This is a genomic window from Rhodospirillum sp. A1_3_36 (assembly GCF_047263945.1).
GTDB lineage: Bacteria > Pseudomonadota > Alphaproteobacteria > Rhodospirillales > Rhodospirillaceae > Rhodospirillum.
On the sequence record NZ_JBLAVB010000026.1, the window covers coordinates 13,029 to 34,301 of the forward strand.

At 64.9% G+C, this 21,273-nt stretch carries 19 protein-coding genes and 1 pseudogene; 16 read left to right on the plus strand and 4 right to left on the minus strand.

Going from position 1 to position 21,273, the window contains the following annotated elements:
• Window positions 1-7: 7 nt before the first annotated feature.
• The 5 genes and pseudogenes from ACLIRY_RS24315 to ACLIRY_RS24335 all read left to right on the plus strand — a co-directional run.
• A complete protein-coding gene (locus tag ACLIRY_RS24315) occupies window positions 8-1,180 on the plus strand; it encodes a thiolase domain-containing protein (RefSeq protein WP_413208018.1) in 1,173 nt (390 codons plus the stop codon).
• 3 nt (window positions 1,181-1,183) lie between these two features.
• Window positions 1,184-2,491: an RNA polymerase sigma-54 factor gene (locus ACLIRY_RS24320; protein WP_413208019.1), complete on the plus strand. Its 1,308-nt coding sequence runs from the start codon at window positions 1,184-1,186 to the stop codon at window positions 2,489-2,491.
• Complete coding sequence (locus tag ACLIRY_RS24325; RefSeq protein WP_413208020.1) at window positions 2,488-3,192, plus strand: CoA transferase subunit A; 705 nt, start codon at window positions 2,488-2,490, stop codon at window positions 3,190-3,192. The genes ACLIRY_RS24320 and ACLIRY_RS24325 overlap by 4 nt, the downstream gene beginning before the upstream one ends.
• On the plus strand, window positions 3,192-3,821 hold the full coding sequence (locus tag ACLIRY_RS24330) for a 3-oxoacid CoA-transferase subunit B (RefSeq protein WP_413208021.1): 630 nt from the start codon (window positions 3,192-3,194) through the stop codon (window positions 3,819-3,821). The genes ACLIRY_RS24325 and ACLIRY_RS24330 overlap by 1 nt, the downstream gene beginning before the upstream one ends.
• 389 nt (window positions 3,822-4,210) lie before the next feature.
• Window positions 4,211-4,435, plus strand: a pseudogene (locus ACLIRY_RS24335) (integrase core domain-containing protein); the annotation flags it as partial.
• 50 nt (window positions 4,436-4,485) lie between these two features.
• Here ACLIRY_RS24335 and ACLIRY_RS24340 read toward each other — a convergent pair.
• Window positions 4,486-6,006: a hypothetical protein gene (locus ACLIRY_RS24340; RefSeq protein WP_413208022.1), complete on the minus strand. Its 1,521-nt coding sequence runs from the start codon at window positions 6,004-6,006 to the stop codon at window positions 4,486-4,488.
• Window positions 6,007-6,810: 804 nt separating this feature from the next.
• On the opposite strand from ACLIRY_RS24340, the gene ACLIRY_RS24345 reads away from it, so the two are divergent.
• Window positions 6,811-7,251: a helix-turn-helix domain-containing protein gene (locus ACLIRY_RS24345; RefSeq protein WP_413208023.1), complete on the plus strand. Its 441-nt coding sequence runs from the start codon at window positions 6,811-6,813 to the stop codon at window positions 7,249-7,251.
• Here ACLIRY_RS24345 and ACLIRY_RS24350 read toward each other — a convergent pair.
• Window positions 7,245-8,081 carry a helix-turn-helix domain-containing protein gene (locus tag ACLIRY_RS24350; protein WP_413208024.1) on the minus strand — a complete coding sequence of 279 codons (837 nt, stop codon included), beginning with the start codon at window positions 8,079-8,081 and terminating at the stop codon, window positions 7,245-7,247. The genes ACLIRY_RS24345 and ACLIRY_RS24350 overlap by 7 nt on opposite strands.
• Window positions 8,050-8,214 carry a hypothetical protein gene (locus ACLIRY_RS24355; protein WP_413208025.1) on the minus strand — a complete coding sequence of 55 codons (165 nt, stop codon included), beginning with the start codon at window positions 8,212-8,214 and terminating at the stop codon, window positions 8,050-8,052. Before ACLIRY_RS24355 ends, ACLIRY_RS24350 begins: the two co-directional genes overlap by 32 nt.
• Window positions 8,215-8,249: 35 nt before the next feature.
• Here ACLIRY_RS24355 and ACLIRY_RS24360 point away from each other — a divergent pair, with 35 nt between their 5' ends.
• The 10 genes from ACLIRY_RS24360 to ACLIRY_RS24405 all read left to right on the plus strand — a co-directional run bounded on the left by ACLIRY_RS24360 (window position 8,250) and on the right by ACLIRY_RS24405 (window position 19,722).
• Window positions 8,250-8,819, plus strand: coding sequence for a DUF2285 domain-containing protein (locus ACLIRY_RS24360; RefSeq protein ID WP_413208026.1), 570 nt, complete (start codon window positions 8,250-8,252; stop codon window positions 8,817-8,819).
• 171 nt (window positions 8,820-8,990) lie between these two features.
• Entirely contained in the window at window positions 8,991-9,497 is a 507-nt protein-coding gene (locus ACLIRY_RS24365) for a thermonuclease family protein (RefSeq protein WP_413208027.1), read from the plus strand.
• A 79-nt stretch (window positions 9,498-9,576) separates the two neighbouring features.
• On the plus strand, window positions 9,577-11,568 hold the full coding sequence (locus tag ACLIRY_RS24370) for a ParB/RepB/Spo0J family partition protein (protein WP_413208028.1): 1,992 nt from the start codon (window positions 9,577-9,579) through the stop codon (window positions 11,566-11,568).
• Window positions 11,569-11,638: 70 nt separating this feature from the next.
• Window positions 11,639-12,262, plus strand: a complete 624-nt coding sequence (locus tag ACLIRY_RS24375) for an antitoxin of toxin-antitoxin stability system (protein ID WP_413208029.1) — start codon at window positions 11,639-11,641, stop codon at window positions 12,260-12,262.
• A 60-nt stretch (window positions 12,263-12,322) separates the two neighbouring features.
• Window positions 12,323-12,616 (plus strand): DUF1778 domain-containing protein, encoded by a 294-nt coding sequence (locus ACLIRY_RS24380; RefSeq protein WP_413208030.1) that lies wholly within the window; start codon window positions 12,323-12,325, stop codon window positions 12,614-12,616.
• Window positions 12,613-13,119, plus strand: coding sequence for a GNAT family N-acetyltransferase (locus tag ACLIRY_RS24385; protein ID WP_413208031.1), 507 nt, complete (start codon window positions 12,613-12,615; stop codon window positions 13,117-13,119). Before ACLIRY_RS24380 ends, ACLIRY_RS24385 begins: the two co-directional genes overlap by 4 nt.
• 93 nt (window positions 13,120-13,212) lie before the next feature.
• Window positions 13,213-16,608 carry a strawberry notch-like NTP hydrolase domain-containing protein gene (locus tag ACLIRY_RS24390; RefSeq protein ID WP_413208032.1) on the plus strand — a complete coding sequence of 1,132 codons (3,396 nt, stop codon included), beginning with the start codon at window positions 13,213-13,215 and terminating at the stop codon, window positions 16,606-16,608.
• A gap of 8 nt (window positions 16,609-16,616) precedes the next feature.
• Window positions 16,617-17,558 (plus strand): hypothetical protein, encoded by a 942-nt coding sequence (locus tag ACLIRY_RS24395; protein ID WP_413208033.1) that lies wholly within the window; start codon window positions 16,617-16,619, stop codon window positions 17,556-17,558.
• A 3-nt stretch (window positions 17,559-17,561) separates the two neighbouring features.
• Window positions 17,562-18,650, plus strand: coding sequence for a toprim domain-containing protein (locus ACLIRY_RS24400; protein WP_413208034.1), 1,089 nt, complete (start codon window positions 17,562-17,564; stop codon window positions 18,648-18,650).
• Window positions 18,651-18,798: 148 nt separating this feature from the next.
• A complete protein-coding gene (locus ACLIRY_RS24405) occupies window positions 18,799-19,722 on the plus strand; it encodes a DUF2493 domain-containing protein (RefSeq protein ID WP_413208035.1) in 924 nt (307 codons plus the stop codon).
• Between the two features lie 852 nt (window positions 19,723-20,574).
• Here the strand turns inward: ACLIRY_RS24405 and ACLIRY_RS24410 are convergent.
• Window positions 20,575-21,141: a DUF5623 domain-containing protein gene (locus tag ACLIRY_RS24410; protein WP_413208036.1), complete on the minus strand. Its 567-nt coding sequence runs from the start codon at window positions 21,139-21,141 to the stop codon at window positions 20,575-20,577.
• Between the last annotated feature and the right edge of the window lie 132 nt (window positions 21,142-21,273).

A 21,273-nucleotide genomic window follows, 5' to 3' on the forward strand; every position in this document is an offset into this window, starting at 1 on the left:
GCGACAAATGACCGGTATTCATGTGATTGGCAGTGGACATACGGCTTTCGGGCGGTTTGACGCGCGAAGCCTGGAAGATCTGGAGGTGGAGGCGGCCCGCGAGGCCTTGGTCGAAGCGGAAATGCCCGGCGAGGGCATCGACGCGGTCTTCCTGGGGCATTTCAACGGGGGCATGGCTGCGGACGGCTTCGCCTCCTCCCTGGTCCATCAGGCCGATGATGGCCTGCGGTTCAAACCGGCGACCCGGGTGGAAAACGCCTGCGCGTCGGGGTCCGCGGCCATCCATGCCGGGATCAATGCCATCCGCGCGGGGCAGGCCCGCAATGTCCTGGTCGTCGGGGTCGAGAAGATGACCCACCGCACCACCGAGGAGGTCACCGCCGCCCTGGGAAGCGCGGGCTACCAAGGACACCCCGACGAAGCGGGTCTGAGCTTTCCCCAGGTCTTCGCCCGGGTGGCCGAGGCCTATCGGGAGCGGTATGGCAATCCCATGACCGCCATGGCGCGGATCGCGGCGAAAAATCACGCCAACGCCATGGGCAACCCGCTTGCTCAGATGCGCCGCGAACTGAGCGTCGAGGCCTGTGATACGGTCTCCGACAAGAACCCCTTGATCGCGCCGCCCTTGCGCCTGTCGGATTGCTCGTTGATTTCCGATGGCGCGGCCGCGGTTGTCCTGAGCGGAACCCCCGGTCCGGTCGGGGCCTCCGTCCACATCGCCGCGGCGACCCATGTTTCCGACTTCCTGCCCATGCACCGTCGGGATGTCCTGGCCTTCGAGGGGCCGAAACGGGCCGTGGCCCAGGCCTATGACGCGTTGGGGATCACCGCCAAGGATGTTCATTTCGCCGAGGTCCACGACTGCTTCACCATCGCCGAACTGTTGATGTACGAGGCTCTGGGGCTCTGCGGGCCGGGACAGGGCGCGCGGCTGCTCGAGGAAGGCGTGGTGCACAAGGGCGGCTCCCTTCCGGTCAATCCTTCCGGCGGATTGAAGGCCAAGGGCCATCCGGTGGGGGCGACGGGGGTGTCCATGCATGCCCTGGCCTTCCGCCAGTTGACGGGTCGGGCCGGGGAGATCCAAGTCCCGGGGGCCGGGGTCGGTCTGGTGGTCAACATGGGCGGTGCCGCGGTGGCCAACTACGCCACCATTCTGGAAGCCGGATCCGGGCGGCGCTAGGCCATGGCCCGGGCCCTCCACCAGATCCAACGGACCGCTCCCCGCCTGGGGCAGGCCATGCGCAGGGCCATTTCCTTCCTGCGCATGGACAACGCCGATCTGACGGGCTTCCTGGTGGGCGAAGCGGCGGACAATCCCTGTCTGGACGTCCGCGTGCCCCTGCCCGAGCGGGACGGGGGAAGCGCGGCCCGGTCCTGGGCGCGGTCGGGGACTGGGATGGGTGATCTGGACCTCGACGGCTTGGCGGCGCCATCGGGGGGGCTGCACGCCCATGTGATGGCGCAGGTCGGGCTGTTGTTTTCCCCGGGACGGACCCGGGAGATCGCGATGGCCTTCGTCGAGGGGCTCGAGCCCAGTGGCTGGTTGTCCACCGGGGTGGCCGAGGTCGCGCGTGCCGCGGGGTGCACCCAAACGGACGCCGAGCGGGTCCTCGCCCGGCTAAGGACCATGGAGCCGACCGGGTTGTTCGCCCTGTCCCTGGCGGATTGCCTGGGGCTCCAACTGGCCGAACGGGGGGAATTGAGCGGGCCCATGGAGCGGTTGCTCGCGAACCTGCCCCTGTTGGCCAGGGGGGACGGTCCAGCCCTGGTGCGGATCTGCGGCGTTCCGCCCCGGGAGATGGCGCGGCTGGTGACCCTTGTCCGGCGCCTGAATCCCAAGCCCGGGGCTCTTTTCGATGGCGGCGCGGAGCCAATCCGCCCGCCGGATTTGGTGGTGGATCGGGACGCCGCGGGGGAATGGACGGTGTCCCTCGACCGGGGGACGGCGCCGGACGTGCGTGTGTCCGAGGTCAATGGAACGAAGGAACAGAGGGCGGAGGCCCAGGGGATCATCCGCGCCCTGTCGCGGCGGACCGATCTGGTGCTTCGCGTCGCCGCCCACGCGGTCGCCGCCCAACGGGACTTTCTGGAAGGGGGCCCCACTCTGTTGCGCCCCTTGACGACCCGGGACGTCGCCCTGGCCCTGGGCGTGCACGAAACCACCGTGGGGCGGATCCGGAGCGGTCTGTTGGTCCGCGTGCCGGAAAGATTGGTGCCCATGCGAGCTTTTTTCGGTAGGGGGGCGGTCAAGACCACCGATGGGCGGGCCGTGGCGGGGGAAGCCATCGGTGCCCTGGTGACGGAACTGATCCGCGCGGAATCCCCCCAGGCTCCGTTGACGGACGGGGATTTGGTCAAGGCCTTGGCGGACAAGGGGATCTTGGTCTCCCGTGAAACCGTCGGCAACTGGCGCCGCAGGGAAGGTCATGGCGGTGCCAGGGACCGGGGTCCTCGCGGCGCTTTGGCAACAAAAATCAGGAGGAAGGAATGAACAAGACGTTCGGGTCGGCCAGGGAGGCTCTTGATGGGCTCCTGTTCGACGGGATGATCATCGCCGCAGGGGGCTTCGGCCTCTGCGGGATACCGGAACTGCTGATCGACGCCCTGGTCGATAGCGGTGTCGCGGACGTGACCGTCGCGTCCAACAATTGCGGTACCGACGGATTGGGGTTGGGCAAGATGCTCGACGCCCATCGGATCCGTAAGATGATGGCTTCCTACGTGGGAGAGAACGCCGAATTCATGCGCCAGTACCTGTCTGGAGAGTTGGAGCTGGAGTTCAATCCCCAGGGCACGCTGGCCGAGCGCATGCGCGCTGGCGGCTGCGGTATCCCCGGCTTCTATACCAAGACCGGCGTGGGAACCGTGGTGGCCGAGGGCAAGGAGCTCAAGGACTTCGACGGCGAGACCTACGTGCTGGAGCGCGGCATCGTCGCCGACCTGTCCATCGTCAAGGCCTGGAAGGCCGACGAGACGGGCAACGCCGTCTTCCGCAAGACCGCGCGCAACTTCAATCCGCCCGCGGCCATGTGCGGCAAGGTCTGCGTCATGGAGGTGGAGGAGATCGTGCCCGTTGGCAGCCTGGATCCCGACGCCATTCACCTGCCGGGCATCTACGTGCACCGCCTGATACAGGGGGATCATGAGAAATACATTGAACAGCGAACCACGCGGAAGAGGGAGAATGCGTGATGGCTTGGACCCGCGACCAGATGGCGGCTCGGGCCGCCCGGGAACTCCAGGATGGCACCTATGTGAACCTGGGTATCGGCATCCCGACCCTTGTTCCCAACTTCATCCCCGACGGGGTGACGGTCACCCTGCAGTCGGAGAATGGCATGCTGGGGATTGGGCCTTTCCCTTACGAGGGCGATGAAGACGCCGATCTCATCAACGCCGGAAAGCAGACGATCTCGGAAATGCCCAACTCGGCCTATTTCGACAGCGCGACGAGTTTCGGCATGATCCGGGGCGGGAAAATCGCCATGGCCATCCTCGGCGCCATGGAGGTGTCCGAACGGGGCGACCTCGCCAACTGGATGATCCCGGGCAAGCTGGTCAAGGGCATGGGCGGCGCCATGGATCTCGTGGCGGGTGTCGCCCGTGTCGTGGTGGTCATGGACCATGCCAACAAGCATGGGGAATCAAAAGTCCTGAAGGACTGTACCCTGCCGTTGACGGGAAAAGCCGTGGTCGACCGGATCATCACCAACCTGGGGGTCCTCGACGTTGTCGAAGGTGGTCTGCGCCTTATCGAGACCGCGGATGGGGTCTCGGAGGCGGAACTGCGTGCGGCGACCCAGGCGGCCTTGGTCAATTGACGCTCTGTTCCCCGGAAAGGCGGGTCTTTCGGACCTCTCTCGCCCGCCTTCCTTCCTTGCCGCCGGGAGCAGTGTCTTCCGGCGGCTTTCTTTTCCTCTGACCGATCACCGGATGGAAGGAGCCGAAAGCCGGACGGTACGGGCATGTCTATGAGAGGCCAAGCGAGGGACTCCCTTGGTTTGGGTGGAGCATGGAATTGACTTGCTCCTTTCCGTGGTATTTTCGTTCAAACTAAAAAACCAAATGGGGAGAACCAATGAAAACTCTCGTGGACCAAGGACCGGGTCTCAAGACTGTCGCGGACAAGCCCAACCCGACTCTCCGGGATTCCACCGACGCTGTCGTGCGGATCACCAAGACCACCATTCACGGCATTGATCTGTTGCCTTTTGTTCGTGCCCCGGAAGGCAATGGATGCGCTGAGCGCTTGATCCAAACACTGAAGGAGAACCTTCTCTGGGTACGGACATTCGACACCATTGAGCACCTTCGCCAAGCCCTCTTCGACTTCCGGCGCCGCTACAACGAAGAATGGATCATCCAGCGACACGGATACAAAACTCCGGCCCAGATCCGGGCCGACCAGATCAAACTGCCCGCAATAGCGGCATAGGCTTCAACACGCTGTCTCATTAACCGTGGACCGATACAGGTCCACCCCGTTCAATACGGTCTGAACCATCTCCCGCGCCCAGTCGGTGAACAGGGGGGGGCATCCAGGCGCGCGAGTTCCTTGTCGATCCGAACCCCCTCCGACGCGAGAGTATCGAACGTCTCGATCAGAAAGGCGCCGGAACCCACCGAGGGGTCGACGATCCGCAGATCCTTCAGGCGCTGGCCATAGGCCCGCCAAAAGGCGAGATGGGTCTCGCGAGAGATATTGCCCTGGGTGCGTCGCTCGTCCTCCGAGATCTCGGGCAGGGTCTCCCAACCCAATTCGGTGCGTGCGGCCTTCAAGGTGGCGGCCACGGTCCGTTGAACGATATAGGAGGTCACGTCCTTCGGCGTGCAGTACGCGCCTTCGTCATGGCGCCGCCGGTCGCTCTCGGTGCCTTCCCCGCGGAGGCGGGCCTTCAGGGTCTCGATATCCGTGATGGACTGTTCGAATACCGTCCCCAGGATGTCCACCCGCAGATCCGAGAGGAAGTCGTAGTTGGCCAGCGTCTTGTAGGCCGTGAACAGGTCGTCGTCCAGGCGCAGGCCGTCCATCTCCGGGTTGGCCCTGAACAGGCTTCCGCCATAGGCCGGGATGGAAAGGGAGGGCTCTCCCCGTTCCAGGGCTCGGAACAGCCCCTGGAAGTTCTGCCAGCGGGAGGCCGGGGCGAAGGCATTCTGGCTGTCGTAAGCCTTTTCGATCATCTCCCCGGGGATCAGCCCCAGATCTTCCAGGAAGGCGATGAAGACCAGCCGATCGACGATGGTCTGAGCCAGGGTTACCGCGCGCTCGATGGGGATCGACCCGTTGTTGCGCAGGATGCTTTCCGCCGTGGCGAGGCGCAGATCCCGAGAATCCCGGGAGAACTGAGCGGAGATCCGGCGCAGTTCCTCCTCCCGCGCAGTGTACAGTTCCGTCGTCACCGAGGGACCGGTCTCGGAGATCAGATTGTCCCGGGACAGCAGGCGGAAAAAGAGCTTCAGGTGCTCGTCGTCGGTCGCCAGGGTGGTCAAATCGAAATGCAGGGCGTATTTCGAGGAGCCCTGGTGGTAGAGGCGGAGTTCCTGGTAATTGCTGACGATCACCCACTGGACGGCATCGAACTTGTGGGCATAGGAAAAGGCCTGATCCACGGGGGTGCGGCGATCCTGTTCCCGGTTCTGGCGCAAATCCAGGTCGGCGCCGGGGCCCTTCAATTCGATAACCGCCTGGACGTTTTCCTCGGATCGTTTGTCGCTGAAAAAGCCGAGAACGCCGTCGGGACGGGTCTTGTCGACGTCGGTGATATATTCGGATTGGATGGTCCAACGCCCGAAGCCATCCCGGCGCTTGGCGTAGCCCAGGGCCCGTTCGAACACCACCGTGAAGAAGTGCTCGTGCAGTTCCAATTCCGTCGGACGGTCTTTCTTGGGGAGGGAGAGGATCTGGGTGATCTCGGTTTGCCAGTCCCGCATGGCCTGGCGCTGGCTGTCCAGAGGCTCGACCCCATGGGCGAGGCGCTGCTGGTACGCGGTCGATAACAGGGTCAAGTCTTCGTTCCTGTACACTTGCGCGCGCGCCGCGCCCTGGGGCGGGCCTCACCATGGATAGCGGGATCGACTTATCAGAGTAGCCCGCTGTTTACTAGAAATGAAAGCCAGCGGTGCGGGAAACGGACCCTCGCGGTCATTCCGGAGGGGGAGGGCGGCCCTAGGCAGGGCCGGATCAAGTTGCGCGAATAAAAATGACCAAAAGTCATTGTTGTAAACGTGAAAATCCGCCCGAGGCCTTGAGACGGTCGGGTCATGACGAGGATTGCGATGATTGATGCGATGGGTGGCCGAGGGAGCCCGGTTTGGAGCGAGAGAGAATGCCCGTTATTGGGCCATCAATTCGGCGTAGCGTTGATGATGTAATGTCTTTTCAACATTAAATCGCAGAGTGTTCTTTCTCCCCACCGAAGTCAAGAGAATTGCGGGCTTCAATGGCCGTGTCAGCCCTTGTCGACGGACCAAATAGGCTCCCGATGAAGACGCCTTGGGGTTGCTTTATTTCTCCTGGAGTGTGTGGCTTTTGTGGTCCAACTGGCTGAAATACAACGATTTCAATCTTCCGCTTTTTCTTTCCCCCCCCCAATGGGGATAGTGTCGGGCTGCGGTCTGTCAATCCAGATCGTGGGGCGTCAGAACCTCAGAAGCAATGCGATTCGGCCATACTGGCCGGGTGGCCATGTCGCATGTCCAAGGCGCGAGCCCAAAGGGCATGGCGCCTGTGTGCATTGCTCCAGGTTCTGAACACCCGGCTGTGAGCTGTCGGGATGCCCCAAGAACCTTTGGAACAAAGGGGCATGTACGATGGCTAAACGAAAAAATGGGCGCTGTACGGAGATCGATGTCGCTATTGGACAGCGGATCCGAACCCTGCGGCGGGTGCGGGGGATCACTCAAACCAAATTGGACGAGGCCCTGGGCGTTTCCTTCCAACAGATCCAGAAGTACGAGAAGGGCGTGAACACCCTGGGGCCCAGCCAGTTGGTCCGGCTGTCCAGCTATTTCGACGTGCCCGTTAGTCGGCTCTTCGATGGCATGGAGATCGACATCGACGGCAACGTGGTCGCTAGAACCGAAACCGAGAATGATCTGCACGAGCGCGTGTTGGAGGTCGCCTTCCGGATGAACGCCGTCCCGGACGGTGGTGTCCGGGATCGCCTGCTGGATCTGGTGGGCTCCATGGCCGCGGCTCTCGCCGGTGACTTGGCCCTGGTGCGGCGGCGCGGCAATCCGCCCCCTCAATGAATACCGTGCTGTCTTCGGAATTCCTCCGGGCCGACGCCCATGTGCTTCCTGAAGACGAAGGCGAAATAGTTGGAACTGGAGAAGCCCATGTCGTGGGCGATCTCCGTGATGCTCTCCCGGCTGGTCAGCAGGCGTTCCGTCGCCTTGTGGATCAGGCGTTCCTGGGCGTAGCGGCAGGGCGATTGTCCGAAGGTCTTTTTGAAGGCCCGGCTGAAATGGTGGCGAGACAACCCCGCCTCCGCCGCGAGGGTGTCCACCCCCACGCCCTCTCCCACATGAGCTTCGATGAACGCCAGAACGCGCCTTTGCTGGGCGGTGCCCAGCCCGCCTTTCGCTTGGCTCCGAGGAACCTGGGTTTCTCCGAAGCTGGCCAGAAGATGGCAGGGCAGGCTGGCGGAAATCCGCTCGGCGCAGCGCGTGATGTGATGCTCCCGGCGACCGATCTTGTCGTGGAGCGTGGACGTCAAATATCGAACAATCGTGTCGGATAGGGCTGCCCGTGGGGCGATCCGGGGCATGACCCCATCAAGGAATTCATCGGCGACCTTGGAGAGGAAGGTGGGGGAGAAGGTGATCACCGCGGCGGTTTGCGTGCCCGTCCAATGGAGCTGCACGGGCGTCATCGGGGGAAGGATATGGAACTGTCCGGTCTCCACTCGGTGGCGGATGGAGGTTTGTTCGTCCAGGTCTTGCCAGTCCAGGTCGAAGGGCGCGCCCGCAAGTGAGGACCAATGCCATGGGCTCGAAAGAGAACGCGCCAGGCACTGGGGGGCATGCCGATTGGCGAGACGACGACCACTACACCGCCTTGGCCCGCTTGGATCGGGCATCCTGGGCACGGATCTGGTTCGAGCGGGATCCCAACGCCGTCGCGAAAGAGGCGGTCGGGTATCCCCGGCGGGGCAAGCTGCCCCGCGTTATCCAGGCCAGACCCTCCACTCCGAAATCGGGTTGGCGGGCCACCTTTTGTCCCGGAACCGGGAAAGAGGACCCGGGACATGCTGTGGCATCCCGAGGTCAATCCCCTTGTCCTCGCCGGGGAGGCGGTTCCTGGAGAGGCGACCGACCCGGGCGCCTTCGACCTCCGCGACGTCTTCGCCCTGACCACCGTCCTTCGCGCCGAAGGCGTGGAGCATGTCCTGTTTTCCGATGGAACGCGCAGCCTGCAAGTGGTCGTGACATCGGGAACCCTGCTCGACGGGCCGGTCAGTCTGCGCATTCCTTTAGGGGGGCTTCTACATCTGGGCGCAAAAATCGACGCCCTGACGCGGCTGCATGCCTTGGGACGCACCGGGCGTCTTCCTCCGAGCCTCTATCCCGCCGCCCGACGGGCGCGGCGCTGGATCGAGATGGTTCGGGCCTGGGATGGGGAAATGGCCGGGGCCAGCCGTCGGGAGATCGCAGCGGTGGTGTTTGGGGAAGGCGTGATCCGGGATCGGTGGGAGGATGGCTACCGGGCGCGCACCCAGCGGCTGATCCGGGCGGCCCGGTCCATGGTTCAGGGTGGTTACTTGAGCCTGCTAGTGGATCAACCGAAACATTTGAGTTCCACGTCGGCATCGGCATAAGAGCCGATAAGTCACTCAAATGTTTTGATAAGTTGATCCATCAATCAAGAAACCTAGAGGTTCGAAGCGTCAGATTCGAACCACTAGGCAACGAGCCAGAGGGGGGAGGGAAGGGGCGGTCCCCGCCGAATTGAAAGAGAGGGTGGGGGAAACGCGAAAAGGAGACCGGCCATGTTCGCCCCTACCCGCATAACTGCTGTCATCGGCGTCCTCTTCTTCGCCGTCCTTGCCTTCTGGCCCGCCTTGGACAAGGAGCACAAGGGTCCCGCCCGGGTCATCGACGCGGACACCCTGGAGATCGCGGGGGAGCGCCACCGCCTCTATGGCGTCGACGCCGTGGAAAAGGATCAGATTTGCACGAGAAAGGACGCAACAACGTGGCCCTGCGGCCAGGAGGCGGTCGCCGCCCTGACCGCCTTCCTGAAGGGGCGGACCGTCAACTGTGACGTCTGGCAAGGGGACACCCGGGATGCCCAGGGGCGGTACATTTCCGTCTGCTACAGCGGCGCCGACGATTTGGCCACCTGGGTCGCCCGTGAGGGCTGGGCCGTGGCGGATCCGAACGCAAACCGGCTCTACAACGACACCAGCGACGCCCGTATGGCGAAATTCCTGCGCAAGGGCATCTGGACCGGGAACTTCGATCCTCCGGCCGTCTGGCGGGAGGCCCACGGGTAGAGGAAGAGGGGGGACGGACTCCCGTGACGCGGAAGAAGGGGAGAGAGAGGCTTTCCCCGCCCCGTCACGGAGAACCGACATGGCACGGAGCCCCAAGATCACCCTCTCCCGGGCCCGGGACATTCCCTTCGACAAGCTGGTGCCCAGCGAGCGCAACGTCCGCCGGGTGCGGGCGGGTGTGTCCATCGAAACCCTGGCCGAGGACATTGCCCGGCGCACCCTCCTGCAGGGCCTGAGTGTCCGCCCGATCCCCGACCGCGAGGACTTTTTCGAGGTCCAGGCCGGGGGCCGTCGCTACCGGGCGCTTGAGATGCTGGTCAAACAGCGGCGACTGACCAAAACCGCCCCCATTCCCTGCATTGTCCGGGAAGAGGGGCTGGTAGAAGAGGACAGCCTCGCGGAAAACACCCAGCGGGTGGCCCTGCATCCCCTCGACCAGTTCCGGGCCTTCCAGGCCCTGGTGGATCTGGGACTGGGGGAGGAGGAGGTCGCCGCCCGCTTCTTCGTCACGTCGACGGTGGTCCGCCAGCGGCTGAAACTGGCCTCCGTCTCCCCCAAGCTGCTGGACCTCTACGCCGAGGACCAGATGTCCCTGGAACAGCTCATGGCCTTCACCCTGGTGGACGACCATGCCCGTCAGGAAGAGGCTTGGGAGACGGTCCAGGGCGGCTATAACCGGGAACCCTATACCCTGCGCCGCCTGCTCACCGGGAACGCCATTCGTGCTTCCGACAAGCGGGCCCGGTTCATCGGCCTGGACGCTTACGAGGCCGCTGGAGGCGTGGTCCTGCGGGACCTGTTCGACCAACAGGAGGACGGTTGGTTCCAGGATCCGGTGCTTCTGGAACGTCTGGTTTCCGACAAGCTCGCCGCCGAGGCGGAGGTGCTGAAAGCCGAGGGCTGGACGTGGGTGCGGGCCGTGCCCGATCTGCCCTATGGCTTCGCCGCCGGGCATCGACGGTTGACGGGAGAGGTCAAACCGCTCTTCCCGGAAACCCTGGCCCGTCGGGATGCCCTCCGCGTGGAGCGGGACGAAATCGAGGCCCGCTACGCCGAAAGCGGTGAGTCCTTGCCCGATGACATCGACCGCCGCATCGGGGAGATCCAGGAGGAATTTGAATCCATCGAGGATCAGCCGGTCCTCTACGCGCCCGAGGATATCGCCCGGGCGGGTGTCTTCCTGGGGATCGATTCCGAAGGCGGACTGCGGATCGAACGGGGCTACGTCCGTCCCGAGGACGAAGAGACCTCGGAGCCAAAAGCCCGTGGTGAGGGCGAAGCCGCCAGTTCCAACGGGGAAGCCGAAACCTCCATGAACGAGATCCCGCCGATGGACGAGCCCGAGGAGGAGGGCATCAAACCCCTCTCCGAGCGGCTGATCATGGAACTGACCGCCCATCGCACCCTGGCCCTGCGGGACGCCCTGGCCGAGGATCCCGACATGGCCCTGATCGCCGTGCTCCATGCCATGGTCCATCAGGCCTTCTACCGCTACGCCACGGAAAGCTGCCTGGAGATCGCCTGGAAGAGCACGGGCTTCTCCGTCCAGGGATCGGGCCTGAGCGGAAGTCCCTCGGTCCGGGCCATCGAGGCGCGCCACCCCAATTGGGAGCGCCAGCTTCCACCCGAACCGGACATGCTCTGGGAATTCCTGTGCGGCATCGACCACGACAGTCGCATGGGGCTCTTCGCCCATTGCGCCGCCCTGACCGTGAACGCGGTCCACGAACCCTGGAACAAGGCGACAGGGCGGCGGCGGCACGCCGACCAATTGGCCTGCGCCCTCTCCCTGGACATGACCGCCACCGGATGGCGCCCCACCGTGGACAGCTACCTGGGCCGCGTGCCCAAGGCCCGGATTCTGGAGGCGGTGACCGAAGCCAAGGGCGAAGCCTCGGCCCAACTGATCGACCACCTCAAGAAGACCGACATGGCCGAACAGGCCGAACGGCTCCTGGCCGACAGCGGCTGGCTACCCGAGCCCCTGCGCACCCCGGGGCTCCAACCGGAGGCCACCGGCGAACCGGAGGGCGATGCCCGTCCGGCCTTCCTCACCGACGCCGCCGAATAGGCGGTCCGCTTTTCCCCTCCACCCAAGGCCCGGCCCCGCGCCGGGCCTTTTCCGTTCCGGGAGCACGCCCATGCCCAGGACCATTCAAACACGGGTTTTCACCCTCGACGAACTCTCCGATAGCGCCCAGGAAGCGGCCCGAAATTGGTTTCGTGAAGGCGGCTTCGACTACGATTGGTGGGACGCCGTTTATGACGACTTCTGCCGGATCTGCGACCTGATCGGCATCACCTTGAAAACCCGCCCCGTGCCTCTGATCGGCGGGGGAAGCTGGCGCGATCCCTGTATCTGGTTCCGGGGCTTTGGGAGCCAGTCCGACGGTGCCGCCTTCGAGGGGTTCTATCGGTACGCCCGGGGGTGCGTCGCCAAGATCACGGCCTACGCGCCCAAGGATCAGGATCTCCAGGATATCGTCCGGCGGCTCGCTGCTATCCAGCGCCGGAACTTCTACGCGCTCGAGGCCACCATTGAGGCGCGCGGGTCTTCCCATATGCGCATCGCGGTCGAGCGGAAGGATGCGGTCCTGACCGTCGGCGCCGAAGACGACGTGACCGAAGCCCTCCGGGACCTGGCCCGGTGGCTTTACACAAGCCTTGAGGCGGAATACGCCTTCCTGACCTCCGACGAGGTGGTGGACGAAACTATCCTCGCCAATGGCTACACCTTCACCGAAACGGAGGAGCGGTTCGGGTAATCCACCTTGTCCCGATGGGATAGCGACTGTATATAAGAATGCGATACAAGGAGGTGTGTCATGGCCGAGGCAATGGTGAAACGGGATGTCGCTGTGTCCATGCGATTCCGGGACGATGATTTGGGGATCATCGACCGGGGCGCCGAACTGCTGGGTCTGTCACGCACGGAGTTCGTCCGCCGCGCCGCCCTGCACGAGGCCCAACTGGCGATCCTCAACGAGACCGTGGTGCGGTTCTCGCCCGATGCCTTCACCCAGTTTTCCGCGGCGATCGACGCCCCCGTGGCGCCGCTCCCGGACAAGATGCGCGCGCGCCTGACCAGAAAGGCCCCCTGGGACGAGCCAGCGTCATGATCTCGGCGCCCGAACCCTTGACCGCAGACCACGACCTGAGTGCCTTCGACTGCGGAAAACCCGCCCTCAACGATTGGCTCCGCACCTACGCGCTGGCCAATCAGGCCAAGGGATTCACCCGGGTCATGGTTGTCCGTGACGGGAACCGCGTCGTGGGGTTCTATGGCCTCGCGCCCACGGCGGTGCCCCCCGCCAACCTCTCCCGAAAAGTCCGAACTGGGCGTCCGCCCGACCCCGTACCCGCCATACTCTTCGGCCAATTGGCCGTTGACCACGCCTACGGGGGGCGGGGAATCGGAAGTGCGCTCCTGCGTCATGCCCTGGAACGCTGCGTCGCCGCCGCCGAGACCATCGGAGGCCGGGCGGTGATCGTCCGGGCCATCGATCGGGAAGCCGAGGCCTTCTGGCAAGACTGCGGCTTTGCTCCCTCCAAGTCGGACTCCTCGGTGCTCTTCCGCTCCCTTGACGACATCGCCGCCTGGCTCGCGGAGGCCGCGCCTTAAGAGGAAGAGGGTGTTCCGGGACGGATGAACCGGGACGGGGAGAGAGAGCCTCCGGCCGGTTCGGTCCGATCCGCTCTCCCGGAGTACTCCACCATGACCGTCGATTTCCCCTCGGTGGCCCCCGCCGCCGTGCCCCTTCGCGCGCCCGAGGACCGGGCCGCCCGCATCCTGGCTGCCGCTTCTCCCATCCTCGCCGCCCTGGAAGGCGGCAACGCCCTCTCCCGCGCGACCCTGCGTGACGCGCTCTCCGGCGCCTTCCAAGGAACGGACGCCCAGGGCGCCTGGTCCTGGAAGGACGCCTACGAGGCCTGCGAGGTCGCCCAGGTGCTCTTCCTCCGCAAATACGGCCGGGCCATGCGGGACCGCGCGGCTGGTCCGGAAGCCCTGCTCGCCATGCTGACCCGCTTGGCCGATTTGATCCCGACCCAGACCCGGCGTACGGGGGAGAGTCAGGCCTTTCAGCAGTTTTCCACACCGCTCCCCTTGGCCTTCGTCGCCGCATATACCGCGGGCATCGGGTCCGAGGATGTGGTGCTGGAGCCGTCGGCGGGGACGGGAATGCTCGCCCTGTTCGCCGAGCTATCCGGCGCCCGCCTGGTGCTCAACGAAGCCGCCGACACCCGCGCGGCCCTCTTGCGCCTCCTGTTCCCCGATGCACCTGTCTCCACCCACGATGCCACCGCCATTGACGATCGTCTGGCCGGGGAGATCCGGCCCTCGGTGGTTCTCATGAACCCACCCTTCTCGGCGGCGCTCCATGTGGCCGGGCGAGTGGCTGGAGCCGATGTCCAACATGTGCGTTCGGCCCTGGCTCGCCTCTCCGAGGGCGGGCGTTTGGTGGCGATCACCGGGCGCGACTTCCCGGTGGACCGTTTCCCTGGCACACGCTTCACCTGCGTGGTTGATGGGTCCGTCTACGCCAAGCATGGAACCACCTTCGATACCCGGCTCACCGTGATCGACAAAGGCGCGGAAGCCGGTGATGTGGTGGCCTGTCCCACCGCGGGGACCGTCACCGACCTGCTGGCCCAAGTACTCACCCATGTGCCGCCACGTAGGATCGTTGCCGTTTCGGTGTCCGTGGGGACTGCCGCCGTTACTCGGTTAAAGACCGCCGCAACATCTTCCTCTCCGAAGGCCCGGCCCGTTGCTCTGTCCTCGGCCCCCGAGGCTGTGGAACTTGCCTACGAGCCCGTCACCTGGGAACCCAGCGGGGGCGCCGACCTCACCGACGCCCTGTACGAGCCCTATGCCCTCCAGTCGATCCGCATCCCCGGCGCCCGGCCCCATCCCACGCCCCTGGTGCAATCCGCCGCCATGGCCTCGGTGGCGCCGCCCCATCCCACCTATCGCCCCCATCTGCCCGCGCGTCTGGTGACGGAGGGCGGTCTCTCCGACGCCCAGCTCGAAAGCGTGATCCTCGCTGGGGACGCCCATGCCCGTCCTCTGGCGGGACATTGGCTGGCCGACGAAACCTTCGACACCCTCTACGCCGCGTCCGAGGACGCGGAGGGCGTTCTCCAATTCCGGCGGGGCTGGTTCCTCGGCGACGGTACCGGTTGCGGCAAGGGCCGTCAGGTGGCGGCGATCATCCTCGACAACTGGATCAAGGGCCGCCGCAAGGCGCTGTGGATCTCCAAGTCCGACAAGCTGATCGAGGACGCCCAGCGGGATTGGGCGGCCCTGGGCATGGAACGCCTGCTGGTCCAACCCCTCTCCCGCTTCAAACAGGGCACGCCCATCCGCCTCGCCGAGGGGATCCTGTTCGCCACCTACGCCACCCTGCGCTCCGCCGAGCGGGAGGGGAAGGCCTCGCGGCTCCAACAGGTGCGCGATTGGCTCGGCGCCGATTTCGACGGAGTGATCCTCTTCGACGAAGCCCATGCCCTGGCCAATGCCGCCGGAGGAAAAGGCGGGCGCGGCGATATCGCGCCGTCGCAACAGGGCCGCGCCGGGCTGCGCCTGCAACGGGCGCTCCCCGATGCCCGGATCGTCTACGTCTCCGCCACCGGGGCCACGGACGTGCGCAATCTGGCCTATGCCGAGCGCCTGGGGCTGTGGGGAAGCGCCTTGCCCTCCGCTGACGCTCCGTGCGCTTCTCCCTCAAATCGTGCCACTGGCACGATTTGTGCCTTTCAGGCACCGGTCGTCGCCCCCTTCGCCAACCGTTCCGAATTCGTCCAGGCGGTGGAAGCCGGAGGCGTCGCCGCCATGGAAGTCCTGGCCCGAGACCTCAAGGCCCTGGGGCTGACCATGGCCCGCTCCCTCTCCTACGAAGGCGTCGAGGTGGAGATCGTCGAACAAACCCTCACGCCGCAACAGATTGCCATCTATGACGCCTACGCCGAGGCCTTCCTGGTGATCCACCAGAACCTGGACGCCGCCCTGGAGGCTTCCAACATCACCAGCACCAGTGGCACCCTGAACGGCCAGGCCAAGTCCGCCGCCCGCTCCGCCTTCGAGAGCGCCAAGCAGCGCTTCTTCTCTCACCTGCTCACCAGCATGAAATGCCAGACCCTGATCCGCAGCGTCGAGGCGGATATCACCTCCGGCCATGCCGCGGTGATCCAACTGGTCTCCACTGGCGAGGCGGTGATGGAGCGCAAGCTGTCGGACATCCCCGCCGAGGAGTGGGCCGACCTGACCATCGATCTTTCGCCCCGGGAGATCGTCGGCGCCTATCTGGATCACGCCTTCCCCACCCAGCTCTACGAGACCTATTCGGACGAGGAGGGAAACCTGCATTCCTGTCCGGCCGTCGACGCCGAGGGGAACCCGGTCCTCTGCCGCGAGGCCGTCGCCGCCCGGGACGCCCTGGTCGAGCGGCTGGCCCTGCTCGATCCCGTCCCCGGCGCCCTGGACCACATCGTCCAGCATTTCGGCACCGAGGCCGTCGCCGAGGTTACGGGGCGCTCCCGTCGGGTTGTTCGGAAACGGGATCGTCTTTGCGTGGAATCCCGCCCCCCATCGGCGAACCTCTCGGAAACCCAGGCCTTCATGGATGACGACAAGCGCATCCTGGTCTTCTCCGACGCGGGCGGAACCGGGCGGTCCTACCACGCCGACCGGGGCGCCAGGAATCAGCGTCTCCGCGTCCACTACCTGCTGGAAGCGGGATGGAAGGCCGATACGGCCATCCAGGGATTGGGCCGGTCGAACCGCACCAATCAGGCCCAACCGCCCCTGTTCCGCCCCATCGCCACGACGGTGAAGGCGGAAAAACGCTTCCTCTCCACCATCGCGCGGCGGCTGGACACTTTGGGCGCCATCACCCGGGGGCAACGCCAGACGGGTGGCCAGGGGCTCTTCCGGGCCGAGGACAATCTGGAAGGCGAGCAGGCCCGCGCCGCCCTCCGCCAGTTTTACGCCCTGCTGGTCCGGGGCGAGATCGAAGGCTGTTCCCTGACCCGCTTCGAGGAGGCGACGGGCCTGTCCCTCACCTACGAAGGCATCCTCAAGGAGGACCTGCCTCCCATCACCACCTCCTGAACCGCCTGTTGGCCCTGCCTATCGCCCTGCAGAACACCCTGTTCACGGCCTTCGAGGAGATCCTTTCGGCCCGGATGGAGGCGGCCATCGCCGCCGGAATCCAGGACCAGGGGCTGGAGACCATCCACGCCGAAAGCCTGATCGTCACCGACCGCCGGGTGGTTTGGACCCACGACAGCGGTGCCGAAACCCGGCTGTTCACCATCGAACGCAAGGACCGCAACAGGCCGATGTCCACGGAGGAGGCCCTTTCCGTGGATCGGGGTCAACCCATGGTCAACAGCCGCTCGGGCCGGGCGGCGATCCGAACCTCGGCGCCCAGTCTGGTGCATGAGGATGGAAGCGTGGAACGCCGGGTCCGCCTGATCCGGCTCATGCAGCGCGAGACCCTCTCCGTCGAGGCCTTCGCGTCCAGCCATTGGAAGGACGCGGATCTTGACGAATTCCGCGCCGCATGGGAGGGGGAATTGGCGGACATTCCCGAGTTCACCACCTCCACCTTCCATCTGGTGACGGGCCTGCTTCTCCCCATCTGGCGCCGTCTGCCGGACAATAATGCCCGGGTCTATCGGCTTCAGAGCGACGAGGGCGAGCGGGTGATTGGCCGTGTGCTCACGGCGGTGGAAGCGGATGCCCTCTGCCGAAACCTGGGCATCGACGCGCCGACACTATCCGCCGGAGAGGCCTGGGATTTGCTCGCCGAGGGCAAGGTGACGGTTCATCTCGCCGACGGCCTGTCCCTGCGCCGAGCCTGGGTGATGAACGATCCCCGCGTCGAACTGACCGGCTTCACCTCGGGCATGGTTGAGGCCCTGAAGGCCCGGGGGCTGTTCGGCGAGATCATCTCCTGGAAGATGCGTCTCTTCGTCCCCGTGGGCGAGGCGGGGCGGTCCATCTTCGAAAGCGTGGTGGAGCGCTGGCCGGTCATCGACGTGACCGACCGGGGATGACCCATGTCCCGCGCGAGCGATCTGGCGCGCGGCCTCGGCGCCCGAGCCGAGGCCGTCTGCCGCCATTATCTGTCCAACGGGCGGCGCCAGGGCCGCTATTGGATCGTCGGCGATGTCCACAATACGCCGGGCGGCAGTCTCTATGTCCGCCTGACCGGGGATCGGGCTGGGCAATGGACGGATGCGGCGACTTCGGAACATGGCGATCTCCTGGACCTGATCGCCCTGAATCGCAGCCTGAATTTCCGCGCCACCCTGGACGAAGCCGATCGCTTTCTCGGCCAGTCTTGCCTCGAACCCTGGCAACCGAAAATACCCGCCCGCCAGGGCTCCTCCGAGGCCGCCCGCCGTCTCTTCGCGGCCTCCGTCCCCATCCGGGGCACCCTGGCGGAGTGCTATCTGGCCCGGCGCGGCATCCTCTTGCCCGATCCTTTGGCCGCCCTGCGGTTCCACCCCCGCTGCTACCGGCGCGGTCCCTCGGGCCGAGAGAGCGGTCCGGCCCTGATCGCCGCCGTCACCGACCTCGGGGGCCGGATCACCGGGCTCCACCGGACGTTCCTTGACCCGGATGGCGGCAAGGCGGCCATTGACCACCCCCGCCGGGCCATGGGCTTTCTCCTGGGACACGCGGTACGTTTTGGACCCGTGACCCATGTCCTCGTGGCGGCGGAGGGCCTCGAAACGGCCCTGTCCCTCAAGCTCGGGATGCCTGGGCTCCCGGTGGCCGCTGCCCTCTCGTCCGCCCACCTCTCCGCCCTGATCTGGCCCCGAAGCCTGCGCCGCCTCTATGTGGCCGTCGACCGGGACAGAGCGGGATCTTGTGCGTGGGACCGTTTGCGGGACCGTGCACGAGCCGTCGGGATCGACTGCCGCCCCCTCGTCCCCCGGGCGGAGGATTTCAACGCCGATCTCCTGACCCTGGGGCCGGATCGCCTCCGCTCCTGGCTCGCCGAGCAACTGGCCGAGGAGGAGGCCGCCGTCTGTTTGCCACCCTGCGGGAGCGACACCGGAGGCGGGATGGGGGGAGCAGGGAAAGCCACGGACTCTCCGTGGTCCGGGAGGGGCCGCGCCCCGGCCTTGTCACGAGGGTGATCTGCCGGAGGCAGGCCTGGCCGCAACGGCTGTGCCGTCCTCCACTGCGTTTCGGCCCTTTTGGGTGCGGCCCGGCCTTATGCCCCCGGCGGGCGATCCCCGACAAGGCCGCGACAGGCGCGGCCTCCGGAAAACCGGGAGAGCCCCCATGACCACCCCCTTCACCGACCTCCCCGAACCGCCCCACGGCGCCTCGCCCACCGCCCATCTGCTGGAGGAACTCCAGCTCTACGGCCACCGTCCCCTGGCCGACGAGCCCGATCCCCGTCCCCTGCCGGACGCCGATCAGGCCGCCTCCGGGATCGGCGCGGCCATGGAAAACCTCGCCGCCCTGTTGGCCGACACGCGGCTGGAGGACGACCTCGACGACCTGCTCTGGAACGTCGTCAACGTCTTCCACCGCAAGATCGCCAGCCTGGACCGGCTGCTCGACGACAACGAACAGGCCCAGCGCCGGAGCCAAGGAGACCAGGACGGCAGCGAGGTGAAATCCGCCGAACTGGAGCGCCTGACCGCCCAGGGCCTTTCCCTCATCGAGCGTCGCAACGCCTTCGAAGCCTTCCGCGAGACCGCCGCCGAGCACCATGGCGCGCTCACCGGCTCCGCCTGGCTGCCCCGCGTGGGATCCCGGACCAACCGCCGGACCCTCACGGCGGCGATGATCGACAGCCGCGACTACATCGCCGCCAAACGCCGCGCCGAGATCGAACCCCTGACCCCGCCGGGTCCCCGCGTCGCTTTCACCGGCGGCACCGAGTGCAACGACCACGCCCGCATCTGGGAGGCCCTGGACAAGGCCCGCGCCCGCCACCCAGAGATGGTGCTGATCCACGGCGGCTCCCCCAAGGGCGCCGAGCGCATCGCCGCCCTCTGGGCCGAGAATCGCGGCGTTCCCCAGATCGCCTTCAAGCCAGATTGGACCCGCCACAAGACCGCCGCTCCCTTCAAGCGCAACGACCGCATGCTGGAAGAAATGCCTATCGGGTTGGTGGCTTTTCCTGGATCCGGGATCTCCCAAAACCTCGCCGACAAGGCCCGGGGCTTGGGGATTCCTGTCTGGGCGGTGGGGTGAGGAGAGTGGTTGGCTGCCTGATATTGGCTTACCGGCTAATGTCTGATGTGGACCGAAGCCGGAATGTCCGCTAACAATGAGTTTTGTGAAATGCCTGACGTAAACGGTCTTTCAGTTGTTGAATTGATGCACAAGTCGGGCGATTTTAGCCAGTTGGGAGCAGTGGTCCGTCATCTATGGTAACCCTTGCAAAAAAATTATTTCAGCTCTATTTGTTAAGTGCAATCACCCTTCGGGGGTTGGGGTGGGTTCGAATCCCACAGCTGCGCTAGCTCTTGTTGCCGTTCTAACTGCTTTCCGATTTTTTGGAGAGTTGATTAAGGAGGTCATCATGAGCAAAAATCAGCGGAAATCGAGGTCCGGTGCCTGTGCAACTAAGCGTACGTATGTGAAACTAACGTCAATCCTTGCCCATTTCTTCGAAACTGTTTGGGCGACGGGAGTTGGTGCCGCTGCGGCGATGGCTATCTCCACCTCCACCCATTGAAGGGTCGTGCATTCGCGCGGCCCTTCTCTATGTGCAACCTAATCGCCATAGGGGACTCAGTTACGCAATGGAGTAGCTATTTCTTGCAATTTCGACGCATTCAGTTCTGTCTATTGTCTGATGTTGAACGAAGGGTTGCAAGATACGTAGGCGGATTTAGGCGGTTTGCTGTCAGGTGGTAGGATCTATGCGGTGGATGGACCTTCCGCCCGTCGGCGACGCGGGTAAACGGATGTCGTCGACGTCGCCAAATATGGTTAACGACCGGCTCGTTGCGCTCGAAGAGTGCAGGACAGTGCTCTGCACGCTCGAAGGTGGGGACGAGGAAGCGGCAGCGTGCCAATAGGTGCGCTGCCGCAAAGCTCTTAATCGTTGGTTGGCTTCATTTTGCCGATCAGCGACACCGACATGTCGATGCGACGGAGTTGCTTGCGAAGCGGTGCACAGTCAGGATAGGCGTCCTGCAGCTTCTGTTTCAGGCCGCCGAGCATTGCAACGATACCGGCGCGCGACTCAGCCATTTTCCGATAGGGGGAGTCGCCCTCTACTTCATGATAATAAACGTCGAAGAATTCGGGGCCTTCGAGCTGTCCGCGGCCGATCTCAAGGCCCATCCAGTCTTCCAGCGTCGAACGCAGAGAATTCAGGCGGCGATAGGCGCCGTAAGGTAGCTGACCAGACCAGAGCACGGACTTGATAATTCGTCCGGCTTCGATATGCCCCTTGATCCCCATTTGGGCGGCGGGGCGACGTTGGTACGAGCCAACCTTATAGCTGTAGGGAACAGTTGTCGCACTAGCAATGGGATAGATCGTGCCTCGGCACCGGGCACGCCGTATGTCCTGCGGCGTCTTTGCCTTCGGGCTGACGAACGTGTCCCACGATGGCGAAGATTCCCCGAACCAATCTTTTTCGAGTAGCGGCGCGGGCATGGCATTGACCCGGAAAAATCACGTGACTTTTTTCGGAGGGCCTATCGGCCCGATTTTTCTCTCCGGCCCCGGATTTTCCGAAGCCCTGTTCCGGGCTGGAGGATGTCGGCTGCGAAAAGGGGCATATGGTCG

Bases quoted from the DNA above. Each gene is read 5' to 3' on its own strand.
- ACLIRY_RS24315 (WP_413208018.1), top strand. From the start codon at position 8: ATGACCGGTATTCATGTGATTGGCAGTGGACATACGGCTTTCGGGCGG.
- ACLIRY_RS24320 (WP_413208019.1), top strand. From the start codon at position 1,184: ATGGCCCGGGCCCTCCACCAGATCCAACGGACCGCTCCCCGCCTGGGG.
- ACLIRY_RS24325 (WP_413208020.1), top strand. From the start codon at position 2,488: ATGAACAAGACGTTCGGGTCGGCCAGGGAGGCTCTTGATGGGCTCCTG.
- ACLIRY_RS24330 (WP_413208021.1), top strand. From the start codon at position 3,192: ATGGCTTGGACCCGCGACCAGATGGCGGCTCGGGCCGCCCGGGAACTC.
- ACLIRY_RS24345 (WP_413208023.1), top strand. From the start codon at position 6,811: ATGGCTAAACGAAAAAATGGGCGCTGTACGGAGATCGATGTCGCTATT.
- ACLIRY_RS24350 (WP_413208024.1), bottom strand. From the start codon at position 8,081: ATGCCCGATCCAAGCGGGCCAAGGCGGTGTAGTGGTCGTCGTCTCGCC.
- ACLIRY_RS24360 (WP_413208026.1), top strand. From the start codon at position 8,250: ATGCTGTGGCATCCCGAGGTCAATCCCCTTGTCCTCGCCGGGGAGGCG.
- ACLIRY_RS24365 (WP_413208027.1), top strand. From the start codon at position 8,991: ATGTTCGCCCCTACCCGCATAACTGCTGTCATCGGCGTCCTCTTCTTC.
- ACLIRY_RS24370 (WP_413208028.1), top strand. From the start codon at position 9,577: ATGGCACGGAGCCCCAAGATCACCCTCTCCCGGGCCCGGGACATTCCC.
- ACLIRY_RS24375 (WP_413208029.1), top strand. From the start codon at position 11,639: ATGCCCAGGACCATTCAAACACGGGTTTTCACCCTCGACGAACTCTCC.
- ACLIRY_RS24380 (WP_413208030.1), top strand. From the start codon at position 12,323: ATGGCCGAGGCAATGGTGAAACGGGATGTCGCTGTGTCCATGCGATTC.
- ACLIRY_RS24385 (WP_413208031.1), top strand. From the start codon at position 12,613: ATGATCTCGGCGCCCGAACCCTTGACCGCAGACCACGACCTGAGTGCC.
- ACLIRY_RS24390 (WP_413208032.1), top strand. From the start codon at position 13,213: ATGACCGTCGATTTCCCCTCGGTGGCCCCCGCCGCCGTGCCCCTTCGC.
- ACLIRY_RS24400 (WP_413208034.1), top strand. From the start codon at position 17,562: ATGTCCCGCGCGAGCGATCTGGCGCGCGGCCTCGGCGCCCGAGCCGAG.
- ACLIRY_RS24405 (WP_413208035.1), top strand. From the start codon at position 18,799: ATGACCACCCCCTTCACCGACCTCCCCGAACCGCCCCACGGCGCCTCG.
- ACLIRY_RS24410 (WP_413208036.1), bottom strand. From the start codon at position 21,141: ATGCCCGCGCCGCTACTCGAAAAAGATTGGTTCGGGGAATCTTCGCCA.